Here is a 23,380-nt window from a genome sequence, read left to right as displayed (position 1 = left end):
GTGTAATTATTATTTAACTGTAAAACTAATAATATCGCTGTTCCTGCTTCCCTGGAAAGGTTCTGTACGCCAGGAAAAAAACAGCTGGTAAACTGCCTTTTTATCGGGGGCAGTCAGCGTAAATGCGTATTTCGTTTGTTCGCCGGGTTTTAAGGAGATCCGGTGAAAATCATCTCCCGAAGGCTGTATGTTGACCAGATTACCCCCAATAAACATACAGGCTTCTAAAGTAAGCGCATGTGTTGCGCCCTGGTTGCTAAAATCAATAGTATAGGGGTATGGATTGGTGATGCTCATATTTATAACACGCTTTTCTCCGGGTGCCAAAGTAAAACTGCCGGATAAAATTTTACACACCACTTTTTGGTAAGTACGCGTATCGTTAACCCATGAGCCGTACCATTTACCCCGGATAGTCATACTATCCGTAGTAACGTTGGGGATCTTATCGTGGGTAAGGTAATAAACCCTTTTATGCTGAAACTGTTCTTCAAATGGCCACATATCAAATTGCGTGGTACGATAGTACCTGGAATCATAAGCAAAGCCTTTTAACGAGTTGGTATAATAACTATATCTTGATGGGTCCTGATACTCATTTTTCATGATCAAATAACTGTCGCCTATCCTGGCATGAATAGCATCGGCCCATTCACGATGACCAAAATATGCCTCCAACTGCTCGTTACCCTTTAAAAAGCTAAAACCGGCAACCACACATAGCCTGAACGCCACAAACAGCACAATATTGGCAATACCCAAACGGTAAAGCCAGGCTGGGTTAATCCCCTTTTGTTTAAGGCAAATCAGCGCAAGCATCACAAGGGGTACAAAGCCAATAAGTGCGTAGTGTAACTGCACTGTAGCCTTAAAAGCACTTATTAAAAAAAAGGTAAACGTGCATGCCATATTAACCAGGAGACCGCGCATAAAGGCATCCTTAATTTTGGCAGTAAAAGCAGCATAAAACAGGAACCACGAAGTAAGTGCCCCACCCAAAAGCAGTTGCCCAAACAAAAAATCGGACCCGGCATTGAAGTGCAATCCGTCATCATCACGCTTAAACAGGCCAAGGTTTACAGCCGGGAAGTTATGGTGATACTGCCACATAATATGAGGCACATATAAACCCAAAGCTAACAGCACAATAAAATAAAATGACGGGCGCCTTAACAGTTTCAGATTTGATAGCAGGGTGAAGCTCACCAGCAATATACCGTGGTACTTGCTGTACATAAGGCAGGCCACCACAATGCCCAATACCAGGGCAAGTTTCCAGCTATTGTTATTGATGTATTGCTGGTAGAAATAGTAAAACACTACCGTGAAGAAAAGCAGCGGTGCATCAGGAGTGGCAGTAAAACCGTAGATCTGGAAAACCCACACACCCGACATCAGCACAATGAACCATTTGGTGCTTACCTCATACTTTTTAAGCATGAGCCAGATGATGTAGATGCTGAATGTGCTTGATAGTACAGTTACCAGCCTTGTGCCCAAACCGTTATGCATCAGTGTATCGCCAATGCGGATAAATACGGCCACCATGGGCGGGTGATAGTAAAATCCCCAATCCATCATGCGCGAGAAGATCCAGTAGTAGGCCTCATCGGCATGCATCTCCAATGTGGAGGCCTGCAGGATGTTTAGCGCCGTCCACAGCAATAAAAAATAAATAATAGGCTTGTTGTATTTTGTTTGGGCCGGCGTATTACTTATGGCGGTATCCTGCATTAATGAACTGTTGAAATTGAGTTTGCAAAGGTATAATAAAACACCAAACACATAAAGCAATCCCTATCATGATTAAGTAATTAGACAAAATAATACCTTAAATCTTCCTACTTTAGCCACGTTATATCAGCAACTAAACATTTATCTCCAATGCTTAAATCGATAGAAATTATAAGGAAACCCAGGGAAATGGTACTTAACCTGGTTAAAGATCTTACGCCTCAGCAGCTTAACCACGTACCCGAAGGTTTTAACAATAATATCATCTGGAATGTAGCGCACATGATCTCGGGCCAGCAGGGTATTTTTTACACGCGGGCAGGCTTACCGGTATTAGTGGCCGATAAATACTATACCCCTTACCGCCCGGATACCAAACCCACCGCTTTTGTGGAGGCGGGAGATGTAGCCACCATCAAAGAACTATTCCTGTCAACCATCGATCAGCTGGAAACAGATGTCAATAACAACCTGTTTGTAAATTACCCCACCTGGAAAACCCGCTATGGCGTCGAGATCGATTCTGTTGAAACCGCGCTTGCATTTTTGCCTTTTCATGAAGGTTTGCATGCCGGGTATATTATGGCATTGAAAAGAGTGGTGGCAAGGTAATACCTTTTGCAGGCGTTCCGTTGGAACGGTGGAACACCCCGGAACGTATTGTTGTTGATTATCAATACTTTATATTTTGTCAAAACAGGGTGTGGAACACCAATTATGCTGATTGTCAAACATTTAAGTTTTTGATACATTGACGCTTTTTACTCAAATCTGGTCCCTGCAGTATCAAAATGTACCCTGCATAACATACATTTCCATTGTCCGAAAGTCTTTTATCCTTTGTTCGAACATCCTTTGTCCGAAAGTCATCTTAGGACTAACAGAATTCATTGCATAGTAATTACAGGATTTACTCACAGACCTGTATAGCTATTTCCGGACGAGTCCGTAATTATTCCCCCAATTTTTTTTAGACGCTTAAAAGCGAACACCAGCTGTTCGTATTCGTACAGTAGGTATTATTAAAATCATTTAATGTATTGATATTGAGCTATTTAAATAAATGGCACATATTTTATTCTATGTGTTTGGTAGTATATACTCATTTACCTTAAAGCAAGTTAAGTATGAACATAGAGGATCATGTTTGGGAACTGGCAACAAAAAAACTGGCTAACGAGGCTTCGGAAGAAGAGCTGCATGAATTAGATATACTGCTGCTGGAACATCCGCACCTTAAAACTTCATTAACGCTCCTTTTTGATTGGTGGAAAGATGAGACTTATGATATAAAAATTAATAATAATTTACTTTTTGAGCGGGTATTGAAAAGTATAAAACCGATATATAAGGATACAGGACAAAACAAAATTAAAGTTCAGCCTCCGCAGCCTGATTATAAGGATATAAAGAAATCCATAAATAAAAATCGTTTTTTAATTAACACCGGTATGATAAAAAATTATTTAAAAGTTGCTTTAAGGCAATTGCAAAAGCAAAAAATGTACGCGGCCATAAAAATTGGTGGCTTTGCATTTAGTATTGCTGCATGTTTGTTAATAGCATTATATATCCGCGACGAAGTTAGTTTTGATAAAAGCTACCCCGATGCCGATAGGATCTACCGGATAGTAGGTGCCTATAATATAGATGCCATACACGAAAAAGGTACTTCCTGGCCGGCGGTGATGGCCAAAACGGTTAAAAATGATTACCCGGAGGTTGAAAAATCGGGCCGGATAATGAACAACTCCCTGTTTTGGGGTGCGGGCAGTAACGAGCTGAAACGTGCAGACGGCATGCAAAACACCCACGAGGATGGTTTTGCTTACGCAGATCAGTCGCTGCTGGAAATACTAAAAATCCCCATGGTATACGGCGACCTGGCGCATGCGCTTACCGAGCCACAAACCATGGTGATATCAAAAAGCAAAGCCGATAAATATTTTCCTGGTCAAAACCCGGTTGGCAAGGTGATGTACCTTAACAACAATAAAAGCCGCCCTTATAAAATTGGGGCCGTAATGCAGGATTTTCCAACTACCTCACATTTTCATTACAGCTTTTTGCTTACCCTTACCGGTGTTAAGTTTTGGGATGGTGAGCAGGAAACCTGGGGAGCCAGTAACTATGATATTTACGTGTTACTTAAACCAGGTGCCGATGTTAAAAGCCTGAATAAAAAGATAACCGATGGCATAATAAAAGGCTATTACATCCCCGATATGAGAAGGGGTGGCGATAAAAACGCGGATAGGATTGCCGCCGCTTTAACCATGTTTTTGCAAAATATTAAAGATATTAATCTGTACTCGTATGATATCCGCGATGGCTTGTCGCATGGGGATATTCGGTTTATGTGGTTATTTGGCGCGGTGGCGGGTTTTATATTGGTGATTGCCTGTATCAATTTTATTAACCTGGCAACGGCAAAATCTGCCAACAGGGCAAAAGAGGTGGGCTTGCGTAAAGTGGTAGGTTCACAGCGCAGCGGCCTGATCGGCCAGTTTTTGGCCGAATCATTGATTTACAGCTTTATCTCCTTTATTATAGCAATCATTTTGGCGGCATTATTAATGCCTTATTTTAATACGCTGGCATCAAAAACACTAACCATACCATGGCTGCAATGGTGGTTTATGCCCACTATAATAGTTGCCGCGGTAGTAGTTGGCATACTGGCCGGTGTTTACCCTGCATTCTACCTTTCCAGCTTTAAACCGGTAGACGTTCTGAAGGGCAAGCTGGCTACGGGCAGCAAGAGCTCTTTTTTGCGCAACGGGCTGGTGGTTTTTCAGTTTACTACATCCATTATATTAATTATCAGCACGGTGGTTATTTATAACCAGATGCATTACATCCTGAATAAAAAGGTAGGGTTTGAAAAAGACCAGGTGCTGATGATACAGGGCACGCACACGTTGGAGGGTGAAGTGCAAAACTTCAAAAACGAGTTGCTAAAGCTATCGGCTGTAAAAAGCGCCACCGTGAGCGATTTTTTACCGGTATCGGGCACCAAGCGGAACGGAAATGAATTTCATAACGAGGGTAAACAGAAATTAGAAGCCGGTACCGGCGGCCAGTTTTGGGATGTTGATGCCGACTACATAAAAACCCTGGGCATGACTATAGTGGCCGGTCGGGATTTTAACCCTAAACTAAAAACCGATTCGCAGGCCGTGATCATTAACCAAACCATGGCACAAAAATTAGGACTTAAAAACCCGGTAGGTAAACGGATAAGTAATTACGGCGCTCCTGTGCCCATTATTGGTGTGGTAAAGGATTTTAATTTTGAATCGCTAAAGGGTAGCCTCGAACCATTGGTGATGCATTTGGGTAATAGTCCTACAATTGTATCGGTAAAAATAAAACCTACTGATGTTAAAAATACACTCGCGCAGATAACCGCGGTTTGGAAAAACTTTTCGCCAAACCAGCCCATCAGGTATACGTTTATGGACGAGCAATTTGCCAATATGTACGCCGACGTACAACGGATGGGACGCATATTTACCAGCTTTGCCGTATTGGCCATTATTATAGCTTGCCTTGGCTTGTTTGCCTTAGCCGCTTTTATGGCCGAGCAGCGCAGCAAAGAGATAGGCATCCGCAAGGTACTTGGGGCAAGTATAGCCAGCATCACACGCCTGCTCTCGGTCGATTTTGTTAAGCTGGTGTTCATCGCCATTCTAATTGCATCGCCAATAGCGTGGTGGGCCATGAACAAATGGTTGCAGGATTTTAACCCCAGTAACCGCATCAATATCAGTTGGTGGATGTTTGCCTTGGCGGGGATAGTGGCCATACTGATAGCCGTGTTTACTGTAAGTTACCAAAGCATAAAAGCCGCGCTGATGAACCCGGTAAATAGTTTGAAGGCGGAGTAAAAGCCGAAAGCCGAAGGCATAAAGCTGAAAGCAAAAAAAATTGAACAGTTAAATTAATGATAAAAAAGCTTTAGGCTTTATGCCTTTAGCTTTAAGCTAAAACTACGTAACAATGATCCGGAGTTATTTAAAAACAGCATGGCGGTTTTTGTTAAAAAACAAAACGTTTAGTTTCATCAACATTATTGGCCTGGCTACTGGTACATTGTGTTGTTTGTATATTTTATTGTATGTGCAGGATCAGTATAATTATGATAAGCATCATAAAGATGTACAACATATTTACCGCATTACCACCGATTTAGAGTTAACCGGCGATAAACACCACGGAGCGGCAAGCTCACCGCCTATTACCCCCGCCATGAAAAATGATTTTGGCGAAGTGGTACAATTTACCCGCCTGGTTACTACCGAAGGTTTTGGCGCAAAACAACACCTGCTGCGTTATAAAGAAAAATCATTTTATCAAAAGGATGCCGCTTATGTCGACTCTACCTTTTTTGATATGTTCAGCTATCACTTTGTTGGCGGCAATGCATCAAAAGTATTAGCCGAGCCCTACTCCATTGTATTGCTTAAGCCTGTTGCCGACAAGCTTTTTGGCAGCGAAGACCCGGTAGGCAAAATGATATCTATTGATAACTCCTTTGGGAAACATGATTTTAAGGTAACCGGAGTGGTTGACGAAAGCGCCGGCAAAACGCACATTCACGCCAATATGTTTATGGCCATGAACAGTGGGGGCCTGGGTCAATATGTGCGCCAAAACAATACCTGGGGTGGCAATAACTTTCTTTTTGCCTATGTAAAACTGAGGCCCGATGCCAATGCTGCAGCATTTGAAAAAAAACTGCCCGGATTTTTAAACAGATATGGTGCTGCCCAAATGAAGGAAATAGGCATGAAAAAATCACTGCACCTGCAGCCGGTTGCATCCATCCACACCACCCCGGGTTTTGAACATGAATTAACCAAAACGCTCGCCCCTTCTTTCTTGTATATACTAATACTGATAGCCGTAATGATCCAGGTGATAGCCTGTATCAACTTCATGAACCTGTCTACCGCGCGCGCATCCAAACGCGCCAAAGAAGTAGGCGTACGTAAAGTGATAGGCGCGGGCCAGGGCGATTTGATAAAACAGTTTTTGGGCGAGTCGTTTTTATTAGCGTTGATAGGTGTGGCTATAGCGCTGCCGATGTTAATGATCCTGCTCCCTTACCTGAATCAGGTAACCAAAACAGACATCCACCTGTCTTTTTTTACAAATTACAAGCTTTGGGTAATGTTAATAAGCCTGGTGCTTGTTACAGGCCTGGTTGCGGGCAGCTATCCCGCGTTTTATTTATCAGCCTTTAAAGCTATCAAAGTAATAAAAGGCAATTTTACCAGCCACATTTCGGCAGCCGGCATTCGCAAATCGTTAGTTGTTTTTCAGTTTGTATTATCTATTGTGCTGGTTACCGGCATTATTATTATATACAGTCAGCTCAACTATATAAAAAATAAAGACATTGGCTTTGATGCCAGGCAGAAGCTCATCTTTAACTTTTATACAGTTGGCACACAAAGCAAAATGCAGAATTTTGCAAACGACCTGAGGCAATTGGCCGAGGTTAAAGTAGTAAGCCGCGCCGACAATTATTTAAGCCAGTTTGTACCGCACGATCATGGTGTTTACCCGGCAGGTGGTAACATGACCACTGCTATCGACGCGCAAAATATAAACACCGATGAATTTTTTGCGAAAGCCAATGGTATAAAGATCATTAGCGGTCGCGATTTCCGCCTGCACGATTCAACCCGGGTATTAATCAATGAAACCCTGGCAAAGCGTTTAGGATTAAACCCTCAAACTGCTCCGGGCACAAGGTTATACACCAAGTATGAACCCAACCCCGAAACCTTTGTAGAAGTGGCCGGCGTTATGAAGGATTTTAATTACAACTCACTCCACAGTGAAGTAAAGCCATTTATGCTGGTTTATGATAAAGATGCCGGAGATTTTAATAACCTGGTGGTTGCTACCGATAGCAAAAACTATAAATCACTGCTGGCAAAAATAGAGGTATTATGGCGTAAAAATATTGCCGATGCGCCTTTTGAATATTCGTTTTTAGATACCGAGGTTCAAAAGCAATATGAAACAGAGATTACGCTATCGCAGATCATTAATTCATTTACGCTGGTAGCCATTGTTATTTCATGCCTTGGCCTGTTTGGTTTAGCCGCCTTTAGCGCCGAGCAGCGCAGCAAAGAAATAGGCATTCGTAAAGTATTAGGCGCAAGTGTATCGGGCATTGTACAGTTACTATCCACAGACTTTTTAAAGCTGGTTATCATTGCCTTTATCATTGCAACCCCTATAGCCTGGTGGGGCATGAATAAATGGCTGCAGGCCTTTGAATACCGCATACCTATCAGCTGGTGGATGTTTGCCCTGGCCGGCATCCTGGCCGCGTTTGTAGCCCTGTTTACAGTAAGTTTCCAGGCTATAAAGGCAGCTCTGATGAACCCGGTGAAGAGTTTGAAAACGGAGTGAGGAAGCTAAAGGCGTAAAGCTTAAAGCCGAAAGCAAAAATAAGAGGAAAAGGCTTTCGGCCTTATGCCTTCAGCTTTAAGCTAAAGTTATAAATAAGATAAACAAAAGCTTTAGGCTTTGTGCCTTTGGCTTTAAGCTTAACAAAATATGAACCAACATTATTTAAAAACCGCCTGGCGTAACCTTATCAAAAATAAGGCTAACTCTGTTATCAATATCGCGGGGCTTTCGGTTGGTATGGCGGTAGCCATCCTTATCGGGTTATGGATATGGGACGAATTATCGTTCGATCAGTTTCACCAGAACTATACCCGCATTGCTTTGGTTGAACAAAATTTGAAAAACAACGGCGAAATTGATACCTGGGCGGCAACGCCTTATCCGCTGGCTAACGAGCTGCGTAAAAACTATGGTAGCAGTTTTAAAGCTGTAGTGATGGCTGCAGGAATGGGTAACCACCTGTTAAGCCTGGGCGATAAAAAGCTAAACAAAAAGGGCGTATATTTTGAGCCCCAGGCGCCAGAAATGTTTACGCTTAAAATGCTGAAGGGCACGCGCGATGGGTTAAAAGATCCTTACACGGTTTTAATATCCGCATCAAATGCCAAAGCTTATTTTGGTGATGCCGACCCGATGAACAAGGTTTTAAAGATTGATAATAAACTGGATGTTAAAGTAACAGGGGTTTATGAAGATCTGCCGCGCAATTCAACCTTTGCCGATATTTCGTTTATTGCACCATGGCAGCTCTATTTTAATAATACCGAATGGGTACGCACAGCTGCCGATCCCTGGCGGCCAAATGCCTTCCAGATATTTGTTCAGTTGATTGATAATACCAGCTTTGCCAATGTATCTGTAAAAATAAAAGATGCCAAACTGCGCAACCTCAATCCCGAACTGGCTAAAAAGAAGCCACAGCTTTTTTTACAGCCCATGAGCAAATGGCATTTATACAGCGATTTTAAAAATGGTGTAAATGTAAGCGGCCGTATTAAATACGTTTGGCTGTTTGGCATAATCGGTGTGTTTGTGTTGCTGCTGGCCTGCATCAATTTTATGAATTTAAGTACAGCCCGTAGCGAAAAACGGGCCAAAGAAGTGGGCATCCGCAAGGCAATAGGCTCTTTACGCAGCCAGCTCGTTTACCAGTTTTTTAGCGAATCGTTATTGTTTGTGGTGTTGGCGCTGGCATTATCCATATTGCTGGTACAGTTAAGCCTGCCGTTTTTCAACGCTGTTTCTGATAAAAACATGTCTGTTTTATGGGGTAGCACATTGTTTTGGTTAATGGTTGTGGGCTTCAGTTTATTTACCGGATTAATAGCCGGAAGCTACCCGGCACTGTACCTGTCGTCGTTTGAGCCTGTAAAAGTTTTAAAAGGCTCGTTCAAGGTTGGCCGGTTTGCCGCCGTTCCGCGCAAGGTATTGGTGGTAATACAATTTACAGTATCCATCACCCTTATCATCGGTACTATTATTGTTTTCCGGCAGATCCAGTTTGCTAAAGACCGGCCTATTGGTTACAGTCGTGATGGGTTGGTTTCGGTTCCTGTACTTAACGATGATATTCACAAACACCTCGATGTAGTTAAAACCGAACTGTTAAAAAGCCAGGCCGTGGTATCTGTAGCCGAAGCCGGTGCCGCACCAACAGAATATAGCTCAAGCAGCAGTGGTTTTGATTGGAAAGGCAAAGACCCTAACATGAGCGTGGATTTTCCTAATGAAGGGGTGTCCTATGATTTTGAAAAAACAATCGGCTGGAATTTTAAACAGGGCAGGGGATTTTCCCGGTCGTTCCTCACAGATTCGTCTGGTTTGGTGATCAATGAAACCGCGGCCCGTTTTATGGGCTTTAATAATAATGCTGTTGGTGAAATCATTAAATGGAATGGTGAGCCATTAAAGGTGATAGGGGTAGTGAAGGACATGATCATCAACTCGCCTTATGAAGAGGTCAGGCCGTTTATTTATTATCTCTCCAAAAATTCAGAATCTACTATCCTGCTAAAAATTAATCCGAAGGTTAGCGCAACAGAAGCCCTTGGCAAAATAGAGCGCATTTTTAAACTATATAACCCATCACAACCATTTGAATACCACTTTGTAGATGATGAGTACGCCAAAAAATTTGGCAACGAACAGCGTATTGGCAAACTGGCTGCCTGCTTTGCCGGCCTGGCTATTTTTATCAGTTGCCTGGGCTTGTTTGGCATGGCATCATTCCTGGCCGAGCAGCGCATTAAAGAAATAGGTGTACGCAAGGTATTGGGCGCATCCGTATTTAGCCTATGGCGCTTAATGTCGGCAGATTTTGTGGTGCTGGTTGTTATTTCCATACTGATAGCAACCCCGGTTTCTTACTATTTTATGCATGGCTGGCTGCAAGGCTATCAATATCACGCCGGCATAGCCTGGTGGATATTTGCCACCGCCGCCGCCGGAGCCATGGTAATCACTTTATTAACGGTAAGTTATCAAAGCATCAGAGCCGCTTTGCTAAACCCCGTGAAGAGTTTGAAAACGGAGTAGAGAAAGCTAAAAGCCGAAGGCTTAAAGCTGAAAGCAAGCTTATAAAAGCTTTCGGCCTTAAGCCTTTAGCTTTTAGCTAACGTTATAAACAAGATTATAAAAGCTTTAGGCTTTGTGCCTTTAGCTTTAAGCTTAAAATATAGCAATGATTAGGAATTATTTAAAAGTAGCCTGGCGTAATTTGTGGAGAAACAAAACGCATACCTTTATTAATGCTGCAGGGCTTTCTGTAGGCCTGGTTTGCAGCCTGCTTATTTTGCTATGGGTGCAGGATGAGTTGATTATGGATTCGGGCTTAAAAAAAGAATCTCGTATTTACTCGGTATATGAGTTGCAGAATTACGATCATAAAATTCATGGCAGCTTTAATACTCCCGGCAGTACTGCCGATGAAATGAAAAAGGTACTGCCCGAAGTGCAGTATGCCATGAACCTGGGGTTCAATCAGATCAATACTTTCCAGGTTGGCGATAAGATACTAAAACAAACGGGGACATCGGCAGGTGCCGATTATTTTAAAATATTTAGCTTCAGGTTATTACAGGGCAATGCACATAACGCTTTAAACACACCGGCGAGCCTGGCCATATCCCATAAAATGGCCACCGCATTTTTTGGCAGCCCGCAGGCTGCAATAGGCAAAACTATCCGGTACGAAAATCACAAAAACTTAACTGTAACGGCTGTATTTGAAGACCTGCCTAAAAATACCTCGCAAAAATTTGAGTATCTTGTAAACTGGTATAACTTTTTAGAAGAAAATACCTGGGCCAGGGATTGGGGCAACCAGGGACCGGGGCTAATCATTATGCTACGGGCAGATGCCGACCCGGTAAAATTTGAAAAAAAGATTAGCCATTTTTTGGACAAATATAACGGCACCAACCGCAAAACATCTACTTTTATTATTGACCTGGGTATAAAACGTTACTCCGAACTATACTTACATGGCAATTTTGAGGATGGTAAATTTGTAGGTGGGCGTATTGAATATGTTAACATATTTAGCATTGTCGCCATTTTTATCCTGCTTATAGCCTGTATCAATTTCATGAACTTATCTACAGCCCGCTCAGTTAAGCGCGCTAAAGAAATTGGGGTACGTAAAGTAGTTGGGGCAGTGCGGTCGGTTTTAGTACAGCAATTTATTAGCGAGTCGTTGCTTATTACGTCTATATCGGTAATTATATCGCTGGCATTATTAATTTTATTACTGCCTGTATTTAACCAGGTAACCCAAAAACAAATTGATTTGCCATTTAATCAGGTTGCTTTCTGGGTAAAACTGGCGGCTATTACCTTAATAACCGGGTTAGTATCGGGCAGTTATCCGGCCTTGTTTTTATCGTCGTTTAACCCGGTAAAAGTTTTAAAAGGAACCTTAAAGTTAGATTCGGGCACTACCATCTTCCGTAAAGGACTGGTGGTATTTCAGTTTGTGTTATCGGTTGTATTAATCACCGGTACTATTGTTATATCAAAGCAGATGAATTATATCCAATCTAAAAACCTGGGATATGATAAAGAAAACCTGGTGTATATTCCGCTTGAAGGTGATCTTACTGCTAAATACAGCCTGTTTAAAAATGAGGCGTTGCAGTTGCCGGGCATACAAACCGTAACCCGGATGAGCGATGCCCCCACAAATATCCAGAACGGTACAGGCGGTGTTGACTGGATAGGCAAAGACCCCAACATAAACATCCAGTTCACCCAATCATCTGTAGGGTATGATTTTGTAAAAACCATGAAACTGAAGGTATTGGAAGGCCGTGATTTTTCAAAAGATTACGCCACAGATTCTGTTGGTTTTATACTAAATGAAGCTGCCTTAAAAAGGATAGGCTATAAAAAACCTATAGGACAACCACTTACTTTTTGGGGCAAACATGGTAAAATCATTGCCGTAATACAGGATTTTCATTTTAACTCCATACATGAGCAAATAAAACCGATGATCCTGCGCGCTGGTGAAAATGAAAATTATGGTAACATATTGATAAGAACGCGGCCAGGCAAAACAAAAGAAGCACTGGCCAGTATCGAAAAATTATGCAAACAGCTCAATCCGGCATTCCCGTTCACCTATTATTTTAGCGACGAAGAATACCAGAAACTGTACCAGAACGAGCAGATTGTGGATAGGCTTTCAAACGCATTTGCCTTCCTGGCTATATTTATATCATGCCTTGGCTTGCTGGGTTTAGCCATGTTTACTGCCGAACAGCGTATTAAAGAAATTGGCATTCGTAAAGTATTGGGTGCAAGTGTGCAATCGCTGTTTGCTTTGCTGTCCTCAGAGTTTTTATTACTRGTGATTATAGCCTTGTTTATTGCGCTGCCGATAGCCTGGTACGCGGCGGGCCAATGGCTACAGGGTTTTGCTTACCGCACCCCAATACAATGGTGGATGTTTGCCTTATCTGGTGCGTTAATAATTATGATAGCCCTTGCAACCGTAAGTTTCCAGGCCATAAAAGCAGCACTGATTAACCCGATAAAAAGTTTAAGAAGCGAATAGGAAGCTGAGAGCCGAAGGCTTAAAGCTAAAAGCAATAAACAGGATTATAAAAGTTTTAGGCTTTGTGCCTTTAGCTTTAAGCTTTAAACATATAGCAATGATCAAAAATTATTTAAAAATCGCATGGCGCAACATTGTCAAAAATAAGGTTCATACCTTTATTAATGTAGCGGGGTTATCGGTTGGTATGGCGGTGGCCATGCTTATCGGGCTATGGATATGGGATGAACTATCCTTTGATAAGTATCACCAAAATTACGATCATGTGGCCCAGGTAATGACCACCCAAACAGCCAACGGTGAAACGATAACTTTCGGGTCGACCGTGGTGCCGCTTAGTGCAGAACTGCGAACCAAATACAGCAGTGATTTTAAATTAACGGCCCTTACCTGGGAGAGTACACATATACTGGCTGTTGGCGATAAAAAGATCTCCCAAAACGGCATGTGGGCCGAGCCCGGTCTGCCGGCTATACTTTCATTAAAAATGATAAAAGGTAGTTACGCCAACTTTAAGGATCCTTCATCTTTTGTACTGTCGCAATCTGTAGCTATCGCCCTTTTTGGCAACGCCGACCCCATAAATAAGGTAGTACGGATTGATAACAAAACCGATATGAAGGTAGCCGGAGTTTACCAGGATCTGCCTTATAATACCACCTTTTATCCAACTAAATTTATGTTACCCTGGAGCAGCCCCGCAAACTGGTGGAACACGCAAAGCGGTGCATGGGATAACCATGGCTGCCATTTATTCGCACTGATGAACATGAATGCCGATTTTGATAAAGTATCGGCCAAAATCAGGAACATTACCAAGCCGCATTTTAAGACAAATGACGAGGTGATGCAAATACACCCCATGGCCAAATGGCACCTGTACAGCGATTTTAAAAACGGCAAATCAGTTGGCGGCCGCATTGAGTTGGTATGGCTGTTCGGCATCATTGGTATGTTTGTATTGCTGCTGGCCTGTATCAATTTTATGAACCTAAGCACCGCCCGCAGCGAAAAACGTGCAAAAGAAGTGGGTATTCGTAAAGCGATAGGTTCCGTGCGCTCACAACTGGTAAAACAGTTTTTGAGTGAATCGCTGATGTTTGCATTTTTGGCTTTGGTGGTTACGCTTATAATGGTTTTAGTGACCTTGCCGTATTTTAACAACCTTGCTGATAAGCAAATTGCCATGCCGTTTACTAATGCCTGGTTCTGGGCAGCGGCTTTGAGCTTTACATTTTTTACCGGCATCATAGCAGGTAGCTATCCGGCATTTTACCTTTCGGCCTTTGAGCCTATCAAAGTATTAAAAGGTACTTTCCGTGTTGGGCGCTTTGCTTCGCTGCCGCGTAGGGTTTTGGTGGTGGTGCAGTTCACAGTGTCTATTGTGCTAATTATTGGCACCATTATCGTTTTCAGGCAAATTCAGTTTGCGCGCAGCAGGCCTATTGGCTATACCCGCGAGGGCCTAATTACGATTGATATGAACACCCCCGAAATTTATGGCCATTATGAAGCCATGCGGAACGACCTGATTCAAACCGGTGCAGTGGCCGATATGACAGAATCAAACAGTTCAACAACGCAGGTATGGGCAAACAATAATGGCTTCGATTGGGCTGGAAAAGCCCCTGGTTTCGATCCGCTATTCGGTACTATAGCCGTAACCTATGATTATGGTAAAACCGTTGGCTGGAAGGTAATTGAAGGCCGCGATTTTTCGAGAAGCTTCCCTACAGATACCGGCGCGTTTATATTAAATGAATCGGCAGTAAAACTAAGCGGACTTAAAAACCCTATTGGTAAAATCATGCATTGGGCAGGTAAAAACCACGTAATAACCGGTGTGGTAAAAGATATGGTAATGGAATCGCCATACAAGCCTACCATCGCTACCGTTTTTCATATGAACCCCGGTTGGGTTAATCTTATCACCCTGCGCGTAAACCCTAAAGTACCTATGCGCGAAGCCCTGAGCAAAATTGAGCCAGTATTTAAAAAATACAATCCCGGCAGTCCCTTCCAGTTTAAGTTTAATGATGATGAATACGCCCATAAGTTTAGCGACGAGCAGCGCATAGGCAACCTTGCTACCGTGTTTGCAGTGCTGGCCATTTTTATCAGTTGCCTGGGCCTGTTTGGGCTGGCCTCGTTTGTGGCTGAGCAACGCATTAAGGAAATAGGGGTACGTAAGGTGCTTGGCGCATCGGTAGTAAACCTATGGCGTTTATTATCAACTGAATTTGTGGTGCTGGTAGTTATATCATTACTTATTGCAATCCCTGTGGCTTATTATTTTATGAACGGTTGGCTTCATCAATACCAGTACCGGTCGCCAATAACCTGGTGGATTTTTGCACTATCGGGTACAGGGGCAATTGCCATTACATTAATTACGGTAAGCTTCCAGGCTATTAAAGCAGCGCTGATGAACCCGGTGAAAAGTTTAAGGAGCGAGTAGGGAGCTTAAAGCCGAAGGCTTAAAGCTAAAAGCAATAAACAGGATTTTATAAGAGCTTTAGGCTTTATGCCTTTTGCTTTAAGCTTAAAATATACAACATCGTGATAGAAAATTATCTGAAAATAGCATGGCGAAACCTTATCAGGAATAAGGCGCATACATTTATTAATGTTACCGGCCTATCGGTGGGTATGGCTGTGGCTATGCTTATTGGTCTTTGGATCTGGGACGAGCTGTCATACGACAAGTATTTTAAAAACTATGACCGACTGGTACAGGTTATGCAGCATCAAACCTTTAATGGGATTGTAGGCACACAATCTGATATACCTATGCCATTGGGTTATAAACTGCGGGACGACTATCAGAATGATTTTAAGTATGCCGTACTATCTACCTGGACATACGCACACATTCTCTCATTCGGCAATAAAAAATTAACCCAACAGGGAAACTATATGCAGGCCGAAGCACCAGACCTGTTCAGCTTAAAAATGATCAAAGGCACACGATCTGGTCTAAAAGATCCATCGTCTATCATTCTATCTGCATCATTGGCTAAGGCACTTTTTGGTGACACTGATCCCATGTTTAAAGTCTTAAAGATCGACAATAAATGGAACGTTAAGGTTACCGGCGTTTACGAAGATCTGCCGCATAATAACAGCTTAGCTGAAGTGGCATTTATTGCACCGTGGGATTTGTACATGACTACTCATGTAAAAACAAACATTACACAATGGGGTAATAATTCATGGCAGCTATTTGCACAGCTAAGCCCCAATGCAGATATAAACAAGGTATCGACCAGGATAAAAGATTTGAAACTGAATGCTTTTGCCGCTGAGGGCAATAAGCTGGGTTTATCTTTTAAGCCAACTGTGTTTTTGCACCCGATAAGCAAGTGGCATTTATATTCGGAGTTTAAAAATGGTATTAATACCGGGGGAGCTATACAATTTGTATGGATGTTTGGTATTATTGGCATATTTGTATTGCTGCTGGCTTGTATCAATTTCATGAACCTAAGCACGGCCCGGTCAGAAAAACGGGCCAAGGAAGTAGGTATACGTAAAACGGTAGGATCGCTGCGAGGCCAGCTTATTGGTCAGTTTTTGGTAGAGTCGGTGCTGATCTCGGCCTTTGCCTTCTTGTTTTCCATACTTATTGTACAACTCATTTTGCCCTGGTTTAACCAGGTGGCCAATAAAACCATGCAGGTATTATGGGCCAACCCGATGTTTTGGATACTGGGAATTGGTTTTAGCCTCATAACAGGGCTCATAGCGGGTAGTTACCCTGCTTTTTACCTGTCATCATTTAAGCCGGTGAAAGTTTTAAAAGGAACCTTTAAGGCCGGGCGAATGGCTGCATTACCCCGTAAAGTACTGGTGGTTTTACAATTTACGGTTTCCGTTACTTTAATCATAGGTACTATTATTGTTTTCAGACAGGTGCAATTTACCAAGAACAGACCAATAGGCTATGACCGCACCGGCCTTATACAGATAGAAATGAAAACGGATGCTATTCATCAGCACTTTACGGCAGTAAGGAATGACCTGCTGCAGTCGGGAGCAATAGTTGAAATGGCCGAGTCTGATAGTCCGTTAACCGGGGTATATTCCAATAATAGCGGCCTTACCTGGAGGGATAAGGATCCTAATTTGCAAGATGATTTCGGCACTGTTCCGGTAAGCCCTGAATTTGGAAAAACGGCGGGTTGGAAACTTACCGACGGGCGCGATTTTTCAAGGGACATTTCGACTGATTCATCGGGTATAGTATTGAACGAAGCCGCCGTAAAGTTCATGAACTTTAAACACCCGGTTGGCGAAACCATTAAATGGTACAAAACTTTTAAAGTTATAGGCGTAGTGAAGGATATGGTTATGTCATCACCCTATGACCCGGTAAAACCAACTATATTTTATCTGGTTTCGTATGCTCCCGGGATAGTTGATATCAGGTTGAACACCAGCAAAAGTGCCAGCGAAGCATTACATAAAATTGAAGCTGTATTTAAACAGTATGACCCGGCCAGCCCTTTCGATTATAAATTTACAGATGAAGAGTACGCCCGAAAATTTGCCAACGAAGAGCGCGTAGGTAAGCTGGCCGGTTTCTTTACCTTGCTTGCTATCTTTATAAGCTGTATGGGTTTATTTGGCATGGCATCATTTATGGCCGAGCAGCGCACCAAGGAAATTGGGGTACGCAAGGTGCTTGGCGCATCGGTATTTGGTTTGTGGCGCTTAATGTCGTTAGATTTTGTGGTGCTGGTTTCTATATCATTACTGATAGCTATACCTACTGCCTACTATTTTATGCAAGGCTGGATAAAAGATTACAAGTACCACGCCGAGCTTTCCTGGTGGATTTTTGGTGCAACCGCCATCGGCTCTATCACGATCACCCTGCTTACGGTAAGCTACCAAAGTATTAAAGCCGCGTTGATGAACCCGGTAAAGAGTTTAAGGAGCGAATAATGAATGTTACAATAAAAATGAAAAATACACTTCGCCTTTTTTTGATGCTGCTAACAATGACTGGCGGGCTGGTTAACATGGCCAAAGCACAGGATACCGTTCTTAGAATACCCGAAATGGGAAGGCTCGACTCTTTAAATTCAGGCATATTAAATCAAAAAAGGCTTATACAGGTATTTATTCCGCCAAATTATAAACCGGGGAGTACCGATAAATACGATGTATTGTATGTGCTTGATGGCGGCAACTGGAATACAGGCTTAATAAAACAGATTCAGCGCTTTTTAGAGGGAGAAGGCTATATGCCCCCAACAATAATTGTGAGTGTTTTGGGTATCGACCGGAACAAAGACCTTACACCAACTCATTTAGAAGGTTGGAAAACATCGGGCGGGGCGGATAAATTCCTTGGGTTTATTAAAAATGAGTTGATACCGTATGTTGATAAAACATACCCCTCCAACGGCGATAATACACTTTGGGGGCATTCATTAGGTGGCTTGTTTGCGATGTACGCGATGTTAAATGAACCAAAAGCGTTTAAGTCGTACATCGCGGTCGACCCCAGCCTTTGGTGGGATAAGTGCTATCTGCCAAAAATAGCGGCCGATAAACTGCCTGCTTTAGCCGGTTCAAATACCACGCTGTTTATAAGTGGCCGGGAGGGAAAGGATGGTAAATCGATGAGGATTGATACTATGGATGCTGTCCTAAAAAAAACTGCCCCCGCGGGCTTAGCCTGGAAAATACTTGCCTATCCCGATGAAACACATAGTTCGGTAAGGCTAAAAAGCATTTACGACGGGTTAAAATTTACCTATGCCGGCTCCACCGGTTCTATTGAATTTCACCCCATGAATGGTATTGTTTTGAAAGACAAACCTATTAAAATATGGTATTTTAACGATACCACAAAAGTGCGTTATACGCTTGATGGAACAGCTCCCACAACCTTATCTGCAAAAGCACAGCCCGAGATAACATTAACCGGCGCTGCCACGGTTACTTATAAACGTTTCACCAGCCGCAGTCGCTATGATAAAACCTCGGCCGGTAATTTTACAATTGGAAAAACGCTGCATCCTGTTTCAAAACAAAAAAATGTAAAACCGGGTGGGTTTAATTATGCCTATTATGAGGGAGAATGGGACAAATGGCCGGATCTTAAAAGCTTAAAGCCGGTAAAGACAGGAATAACAAACAACGATTTTGATGCGGAAAAGCTACCGCGAAAAAATAATTTCGCCCTGGTTATTGATGGACTGCTGGAAACAAAGGAAGAGGGGTATTATATATTTATTTTAGATGCCGATAAAGATTCGAAATTATATCTTGACAATAAGCTCCTGATACAATGGGACGGCAATTACAATCGCCGGACGTACACGTACATAATACCATTGACAAAAGGATTTTACCCTTTCCGGTTAGAATACCTGCATAAAAATGAAGCCTTTAAATTGAAGCTGAGTTACCTTACGCCAGGCACCATGAATACTAAAGAGCCTATCCCTATTCCTTTAGCAGCGCAATATAGCCGCAATTAGGCGTTTGTCATTTATAAAAACAAAAGATCCGGTATTGTTTACACCGGATCTTCTGTTTTTATCTTTAGGCTTTTTGCTTTCCGCTTTTGGCTTATTAGCAGTATTGCTCAAAAGCACCGATCAGGTTATCGGCTATCATTTGCGCAGGGCGGCCTTCTATCTGGTGACGCTCGATAATGTGAACCAGTTTGCCATCTTTAAACAAAGCCATCGCGGGCGATGACGGAGGATAAGGCAACATGTAGTTGCGTGCAGCATCAACCGCTTCTTTTTCCATACCTGCAAAAACGGTAACTAATTTATCAGGATGTTTTTGGTTAGCAGCAGCTATCCTTGCAGCCGGGCGTGCGTTGGCAGCAGCGCAACCGCAAACAGAATTCACCATTACAAATACAGTTCCTTCGCTTTCAATTGCGTTTTTTACTGCGTCGGCATCTTTCAGCTCCTCAAAACCCACCTTTGTTAAATCTTCCCGCATTGGGGCAACTAAATATTCTGGATACATAATATATTTCTTTTTTTAGATTTTATCAATTACAAAAATAACAAATGATTAACAGTTTACGTTTATAAAACGCAATAATAACAATTTGCTGACGATGGGCCATTTAAGGTAACCATCAGGGCACAAGTGGTTTGTTTAAAATCGCTATTGATTTATACACAGTAATAGTTATATTGCAAACCCTAATTAATTGATTTTGATGAAACAAAAGACATCTGATATCAGTACGGTTGTTATTATTAATAAAAACCAGCAACCTACACGGTCTTTACAAATTAAAACAAAACACCTCAACAGGCTCCGCCATTATGCAATCAGCATACTATCGGTAATAGTGGTAATGGTGGGCGTTATAATTTATTTAAGATCGCAAAACTCGCAGCAGGAAATTGAAAAACAAAAACTGCTGGCACAAATAGCAAAGCTTAAGGTAGCCGCCCCTGCACAAATGGTCGTGCCGGCCGATGTTAAAGAAGGCAGCGCGCAATCATACATCCAGGCTATTGAAGGCAAGCTAAAAACCATTAATGATTATTTACGCCGTCGTGGTTTAAAAGGCTTCTCCACCAAAGGCCTTGGCGGCGATGGCAATGCCGAAGGCAAAACACTACCTGATACAGAAGTTTACTCCCTTTACAACGATTACCTGAATCACCTGATGGGTACCATCGCTTTTACTCCGATGGGTTATCCCCGCGTCAGCTCATTTACATCATTTTTTGGTTACCGCAGCGATCCCTTTGATACCGGCAATGCCGAGTTTCACCCGGGGATTGATTTTAAAGGTAACCGTGGCGATGAAGTAAAATGTACGGCAAGCGGCAAAGTGGTTTTTGCTGACTGGGCCGGTGGTTATGGTAAATGCATCCGTATACAGCATATAAATAATATCCAAACTGTTTACGGGCACCTATCCAAGATAAAGGTAAAAGTAGGACAGGAAGTGAACGTAGGCGACGAGATAGGCCTTGTAGGCTCAACAGGGCACTCAACCGGCGCACATTTACATTACGAAGTGCGCGTGAACGGCAAACCTGTAAACCCGGTTAAATATTTAACATTAAACAAATAGGTGAAATGGTGAATAGTGACTGGTTAATGGTGAGTAGGGGATTTACTTATCAATTAAATAAACTTACCATTCACCACTGACCGCTCACCATTCACAACTCACCATTTCATCCCCCTCACAAAAACATGGCTATTTTCGGAAAAAAAGACAAAGTGGCGCTTGACCTTCAGGCTATATCAACCCTAATAAGCGAGGGCAGCGTTTTAGAAGGCAGCCTTAAAGCCCCCTCATTTGCCCGTATTGACGGATTGGTAAATGGAGATGTAACGGTTGATGAAGGTTTAATACTTGGTGAAAAGGGCCAGGTAAAGGGTAACATAGTAACCAAAGAAATTGTGGTTTATGGTATCGTTAACGGCGACATCCAAACCGGCTCCCTGGAAATAAAAGCAAGCGGCGAAATTACCGGCAGCATAAAAACTCAAACTCTGCTGGTTGAAACCGGGGGAATTTATAATGGGCAGTTGACTATGCAGCAAGGTGTGAAGTAGAGGGATAATTTCAAAAGAAAATGTCATTCGTGCCATAGTGAGAAGTCCTTTTTGCGAAGGAGAGGATGATATTTTTATATGTTAACAAGAAAACTTTTGCGCCTTAGCCCGTTTGCACAATACCTTTACAAGGCATTCTTGCACGAGAAAATCCTCTACCCCCAAACCCTACTTTTCTTCCATTTCGTTTTCACAAACTTATAAGTTAAATTTGCATCAAAATTGAAATGATATGTCATCAGTAGAAACTGCTTTCGTTAAATACAAAGTAAAAGACCTTTCGTTAGCCGAATGGGGCCGCAAGGAAATTGAACTGGCCGAGGCCGAAATGCCGGGCTTAATGGCTTTACGCCAGGAGTACGGACCAAGCCAGCCTTTAAAAGGCGCGCGTATTGCAGGCTGCCTGCACATGACCATCCAAACAGCTGTGTTAATTGAAACATTGATTGAGCTTGGTGCCGAAGTTACCTGGTCGTCATGTAATATATTCTCTACCCAGGATCATGCCGCTGCCGCTATTGCTGCTGCCGGTACTTCTGTTTACGCCTGGAAAGGTATGAACGCCGAAGAATTTGACTGGTGTATTGAGCAAACCCTTTATTTTGGTGAGGATCGCAAGCCACTAAACATGATCCTTGATGATGGCGGCGATTTAACCAATATGGTGCTGGATAAATATCCTGAACTGATAGGCGAAATCAAAGGTTTATCAGAAGAAACCACTACCGGTGTTCACCGCTTATATGAGCGCATGAAAGCTGGTACATTACCAATGCCTGCAATCAACGTTAATGATTCGGTTACCAAATCCAAATTTGATAATAAATACGGCTGTCGCGAATCGCTGGTTGACGCCATTCGTCGTGCAACCGACGTAATGATGGCCGGTAAAGTAGCCGTTGTTTGCGGTTACGGCGACGTAGGCAAAGGTTCTGCAGATTCATTGCGTAACTCTGGCGTACGTGTTATCGTAACCGAAATTGACCCTATCTGCGCTTTACAGGCTGCTATGGAAGGTTTCGAGGTTAAAAAACTGGGTACCGCTATTAAAGAAGCAGATATTGTAGTTACTGCAACAGGTAACAAAAACATCGTTCGCGAAGAGCATTTCCGTGCTTTGAAGGATAAGGCTATTGTTTGTAACATCGGTCACTTTGATAACGAGATTGACATGGCCTGGTTAAATGGTGCTTACGGCAATACCAAAATTGAAATTAAACCACAGGTTGATAAATACACCATTGATGGCAGCGACGTTATTGTATTAGCCGAAGGCCGTTTGGTAAACTTAGGTTGTGCAACTGGTCACCCAAGCTTTGTAATGAGTAACTCGTTCACCAACCAAACCTTAGCCCAGTTGGAGCTTTGGACAAACGGTGCCGCTTACAAAAACGAAGTTTACACCCTGCCAAAACACCTCGACGAAAAAGTTGCCCGTTTACACCTTGCCAAAATTGGCGTTGAACTGGAAGTACTTGACCAGGAACAGGCAGACTACATTGGCGTAACTGTTGATGGTCCGTTTAAACCGGAGTATTACAGGTACTAAGAAGAAATTCAAAATTCAAAAGTAAAAATTCAAAAAGGCATGGTTTT

Annotated in this window: 13 protein-coding genes; 11 read left to right on the top strand and 2 right to left on the bottom strand. The window is 42.6% G+C overall.

The window, feature by feature from the left end; all coding sequences use genetic code 11:
• Positions 1-9: 9 nt before the first annotated feature.
• Positions 10-1,734: an ArnT family glycosyltransferase gene (locus AC1DO4_RS10680; protein ID WP_477415609.1), complete on the bottom strand. Its 1,725-nt coding sequence runs from the start codon at positions 1,732-1,734 to the stop codon at positions 10-12.
• Positions 1,735-1,884: 150 nt separating this feature from the next.
• On the opposite strand from AC1DO4_RS10680, the gene AC1DO4_RS10675 reads away from it, so the two are divergent.
• The 8 genes from AC1DO4_RS10675 to AC1DO4_RS10640 all read left to right on the top strand — a co-directional run bounded on the left by AC1DO4_RS10675 (position 1,885) and on the right by AC1DO4_RS10640 (position 19,716).
• The gene (locus tag AC1DO4_RS10675; RefSeq protein WP_477415608.1) at positions 1,885-2,346 is read left to right on the top strand and encodes a DinB family protein; all 462 of its coding nucleotides are present in this window, start codon (positions 1,885-1,887) and stop codon (positions 2,344-2,346) included.
• 515 nt (positions 2,347-2,861) lie between these two features.
• Positions 2,862-5,624, top strand: coding sequence for an ABC transporter permease (locus tag AC1DO4_RS10670; protein ID WP_477415607.1), 2,763 nt, complete (start codon positions 2,862-2,864; stop codon positions 5,622-5,624).
• Between the two features lie 112 nt (positions 5,625-5,736).
• Positions 5,737-8,166 (top strand): ABC transporter permease, encoded by a 2,430-nt coding sequence (locus AC1DO4_RS10665; RefSeq protein ID WP_477415605.1) that lies wholly within the window; start codon positions 5,737-5,739, stop codon positions 8,164-8,166.
• 147 nt (positions 8,167-8,313) lie between these two features.
• Entirely contained in the window at positions 8,314-10,701 is a 2,388-nt protein-coding gene (locus tag AC1DO4_RS10660; RefSeq protein ID WP_477415603.1) for an ABC transporter permease, read from the top strand.
• 145 nt (positions 10,702-10,846) lie between these two features.
• Positions 10,847-13,222: an ABC transporter permease gene (locus AC1DO4_RS10655; RefSeq protein ID WP_477415601.1), complete on the top strand. Its 2,376-nt coding sequence runs from the start codon at positions 10,847-10,849 to the stop codon at positions 13,220-13,222.
• Positions 13,223-13,319: 97 nt separating this feature from the next.
• Positions 13,320-15,680 (top strand): ABC transporter permease, encoded by a 2,361-nt coding sequence (locus tag AC1DO4_RS10650; protein WP_477415599.1) that lies wholly within the window; start codon positions 13,320-13,322, stop codon positions 15,678-15,680.
• A 101-nt stretch (positions 15,681-15,781) separates the two neighbouring features.
• A complete protein-coding gene (locus AC1DO4_RS10645) occupies positions 15,782-18,169 on the top strand; it encodes an ABC transporter permease (protein ID WP_477415597.1) in 2,388 nt (795 codons plus the stop codon).
• Between the two features lie 17 nt (positions 18,170-18,186).
• Positions 18,187-19,716 (top strand): alpha/beta hydrolase-fold protein, encoded by a 1,530-nt coding sequence (locus AC1DO4_RS10640; RefSeq protein ID WP_477415594.1) that lies wholly within the window; start codon positions 18,187-18,189, stop codon positions 19,714-19,716.
• Positions 19,717-19,810: 94 nt separating this feature from the next.
• Here AC1DO4_RS10640 and AC1DO4_RS10635 read toward each other — a convergent pair whose 3' ends face one another.
• On the bottom strand, positions 19,811-20,221 hold the full coding sequence (locus tag AC1DO4_RS10635) for a BrxA/BrxB family bacilliredoxin (RefSeq protein WP_477415593.1): 411 nt from the start codon (positions 20,219-20,221) through the stop codon (positions 19,811-19,813).
• Positions 20,222-20,420: 199 nt separating this feature from the next.
• Between AC1DO4_RS10635 and AC1DO4_RS10630 the strand changes: the two genes are divergently transcribed.
• From AC1DO4_RS10630 to ahcY, 3 genes are all read left to right on the top strand, one after another.
• Positions 20,421-21,293 carry a peptidoglycan DD-metalloendopeptidase family protein gene (locus AC1DO4_RS10630; RefSeq protein WP_477415591.1) on the top strand — a complete coding sequence of 291 codons (873 nt, stop codon included), beginning with the start codon at positions 20,421-20,423 and terminating at the stop codon, positions 21,291-21,293.
• 125 nt (positions 21,294-21,418) lie between these two features.
• The gene (locus AC1DO4_RS10625; RefSeq protein WP_477415589.1) at positions 21,419-21,784 is read left to right on the top strand and encodes a bactofilin family protein; all 366 of its coding nucleotides are present in this window, start codon (positions 21,419-21,421) and stop codon (positions 21,782-21,784) included.
• 232 nt (positions 21,785-22,016) lie between these two features.
• Complete coding sequence (gene ahcY, locus AC1DO4_RS10620; RefSeq protein ID WP_477415587.1) at positions 22,017-23,333, top strand: adenosylhomocysteinase; 1,317 nt, start codon at positions 22,017-22,019, stop codon at positions 23,331-23,333.
• The last annotated feature ends 47 nt before the right edge of the window (positions 23,334-23,380 follow it).

It is taken from the genome of Mucilaginibacter sp. P5_A6 (assembly GCF_056400585.1).
Note: the sequence above shows the minus strand (reverse complement) of the source record. Positions and strands in the feature narration are given on the sequence as shown.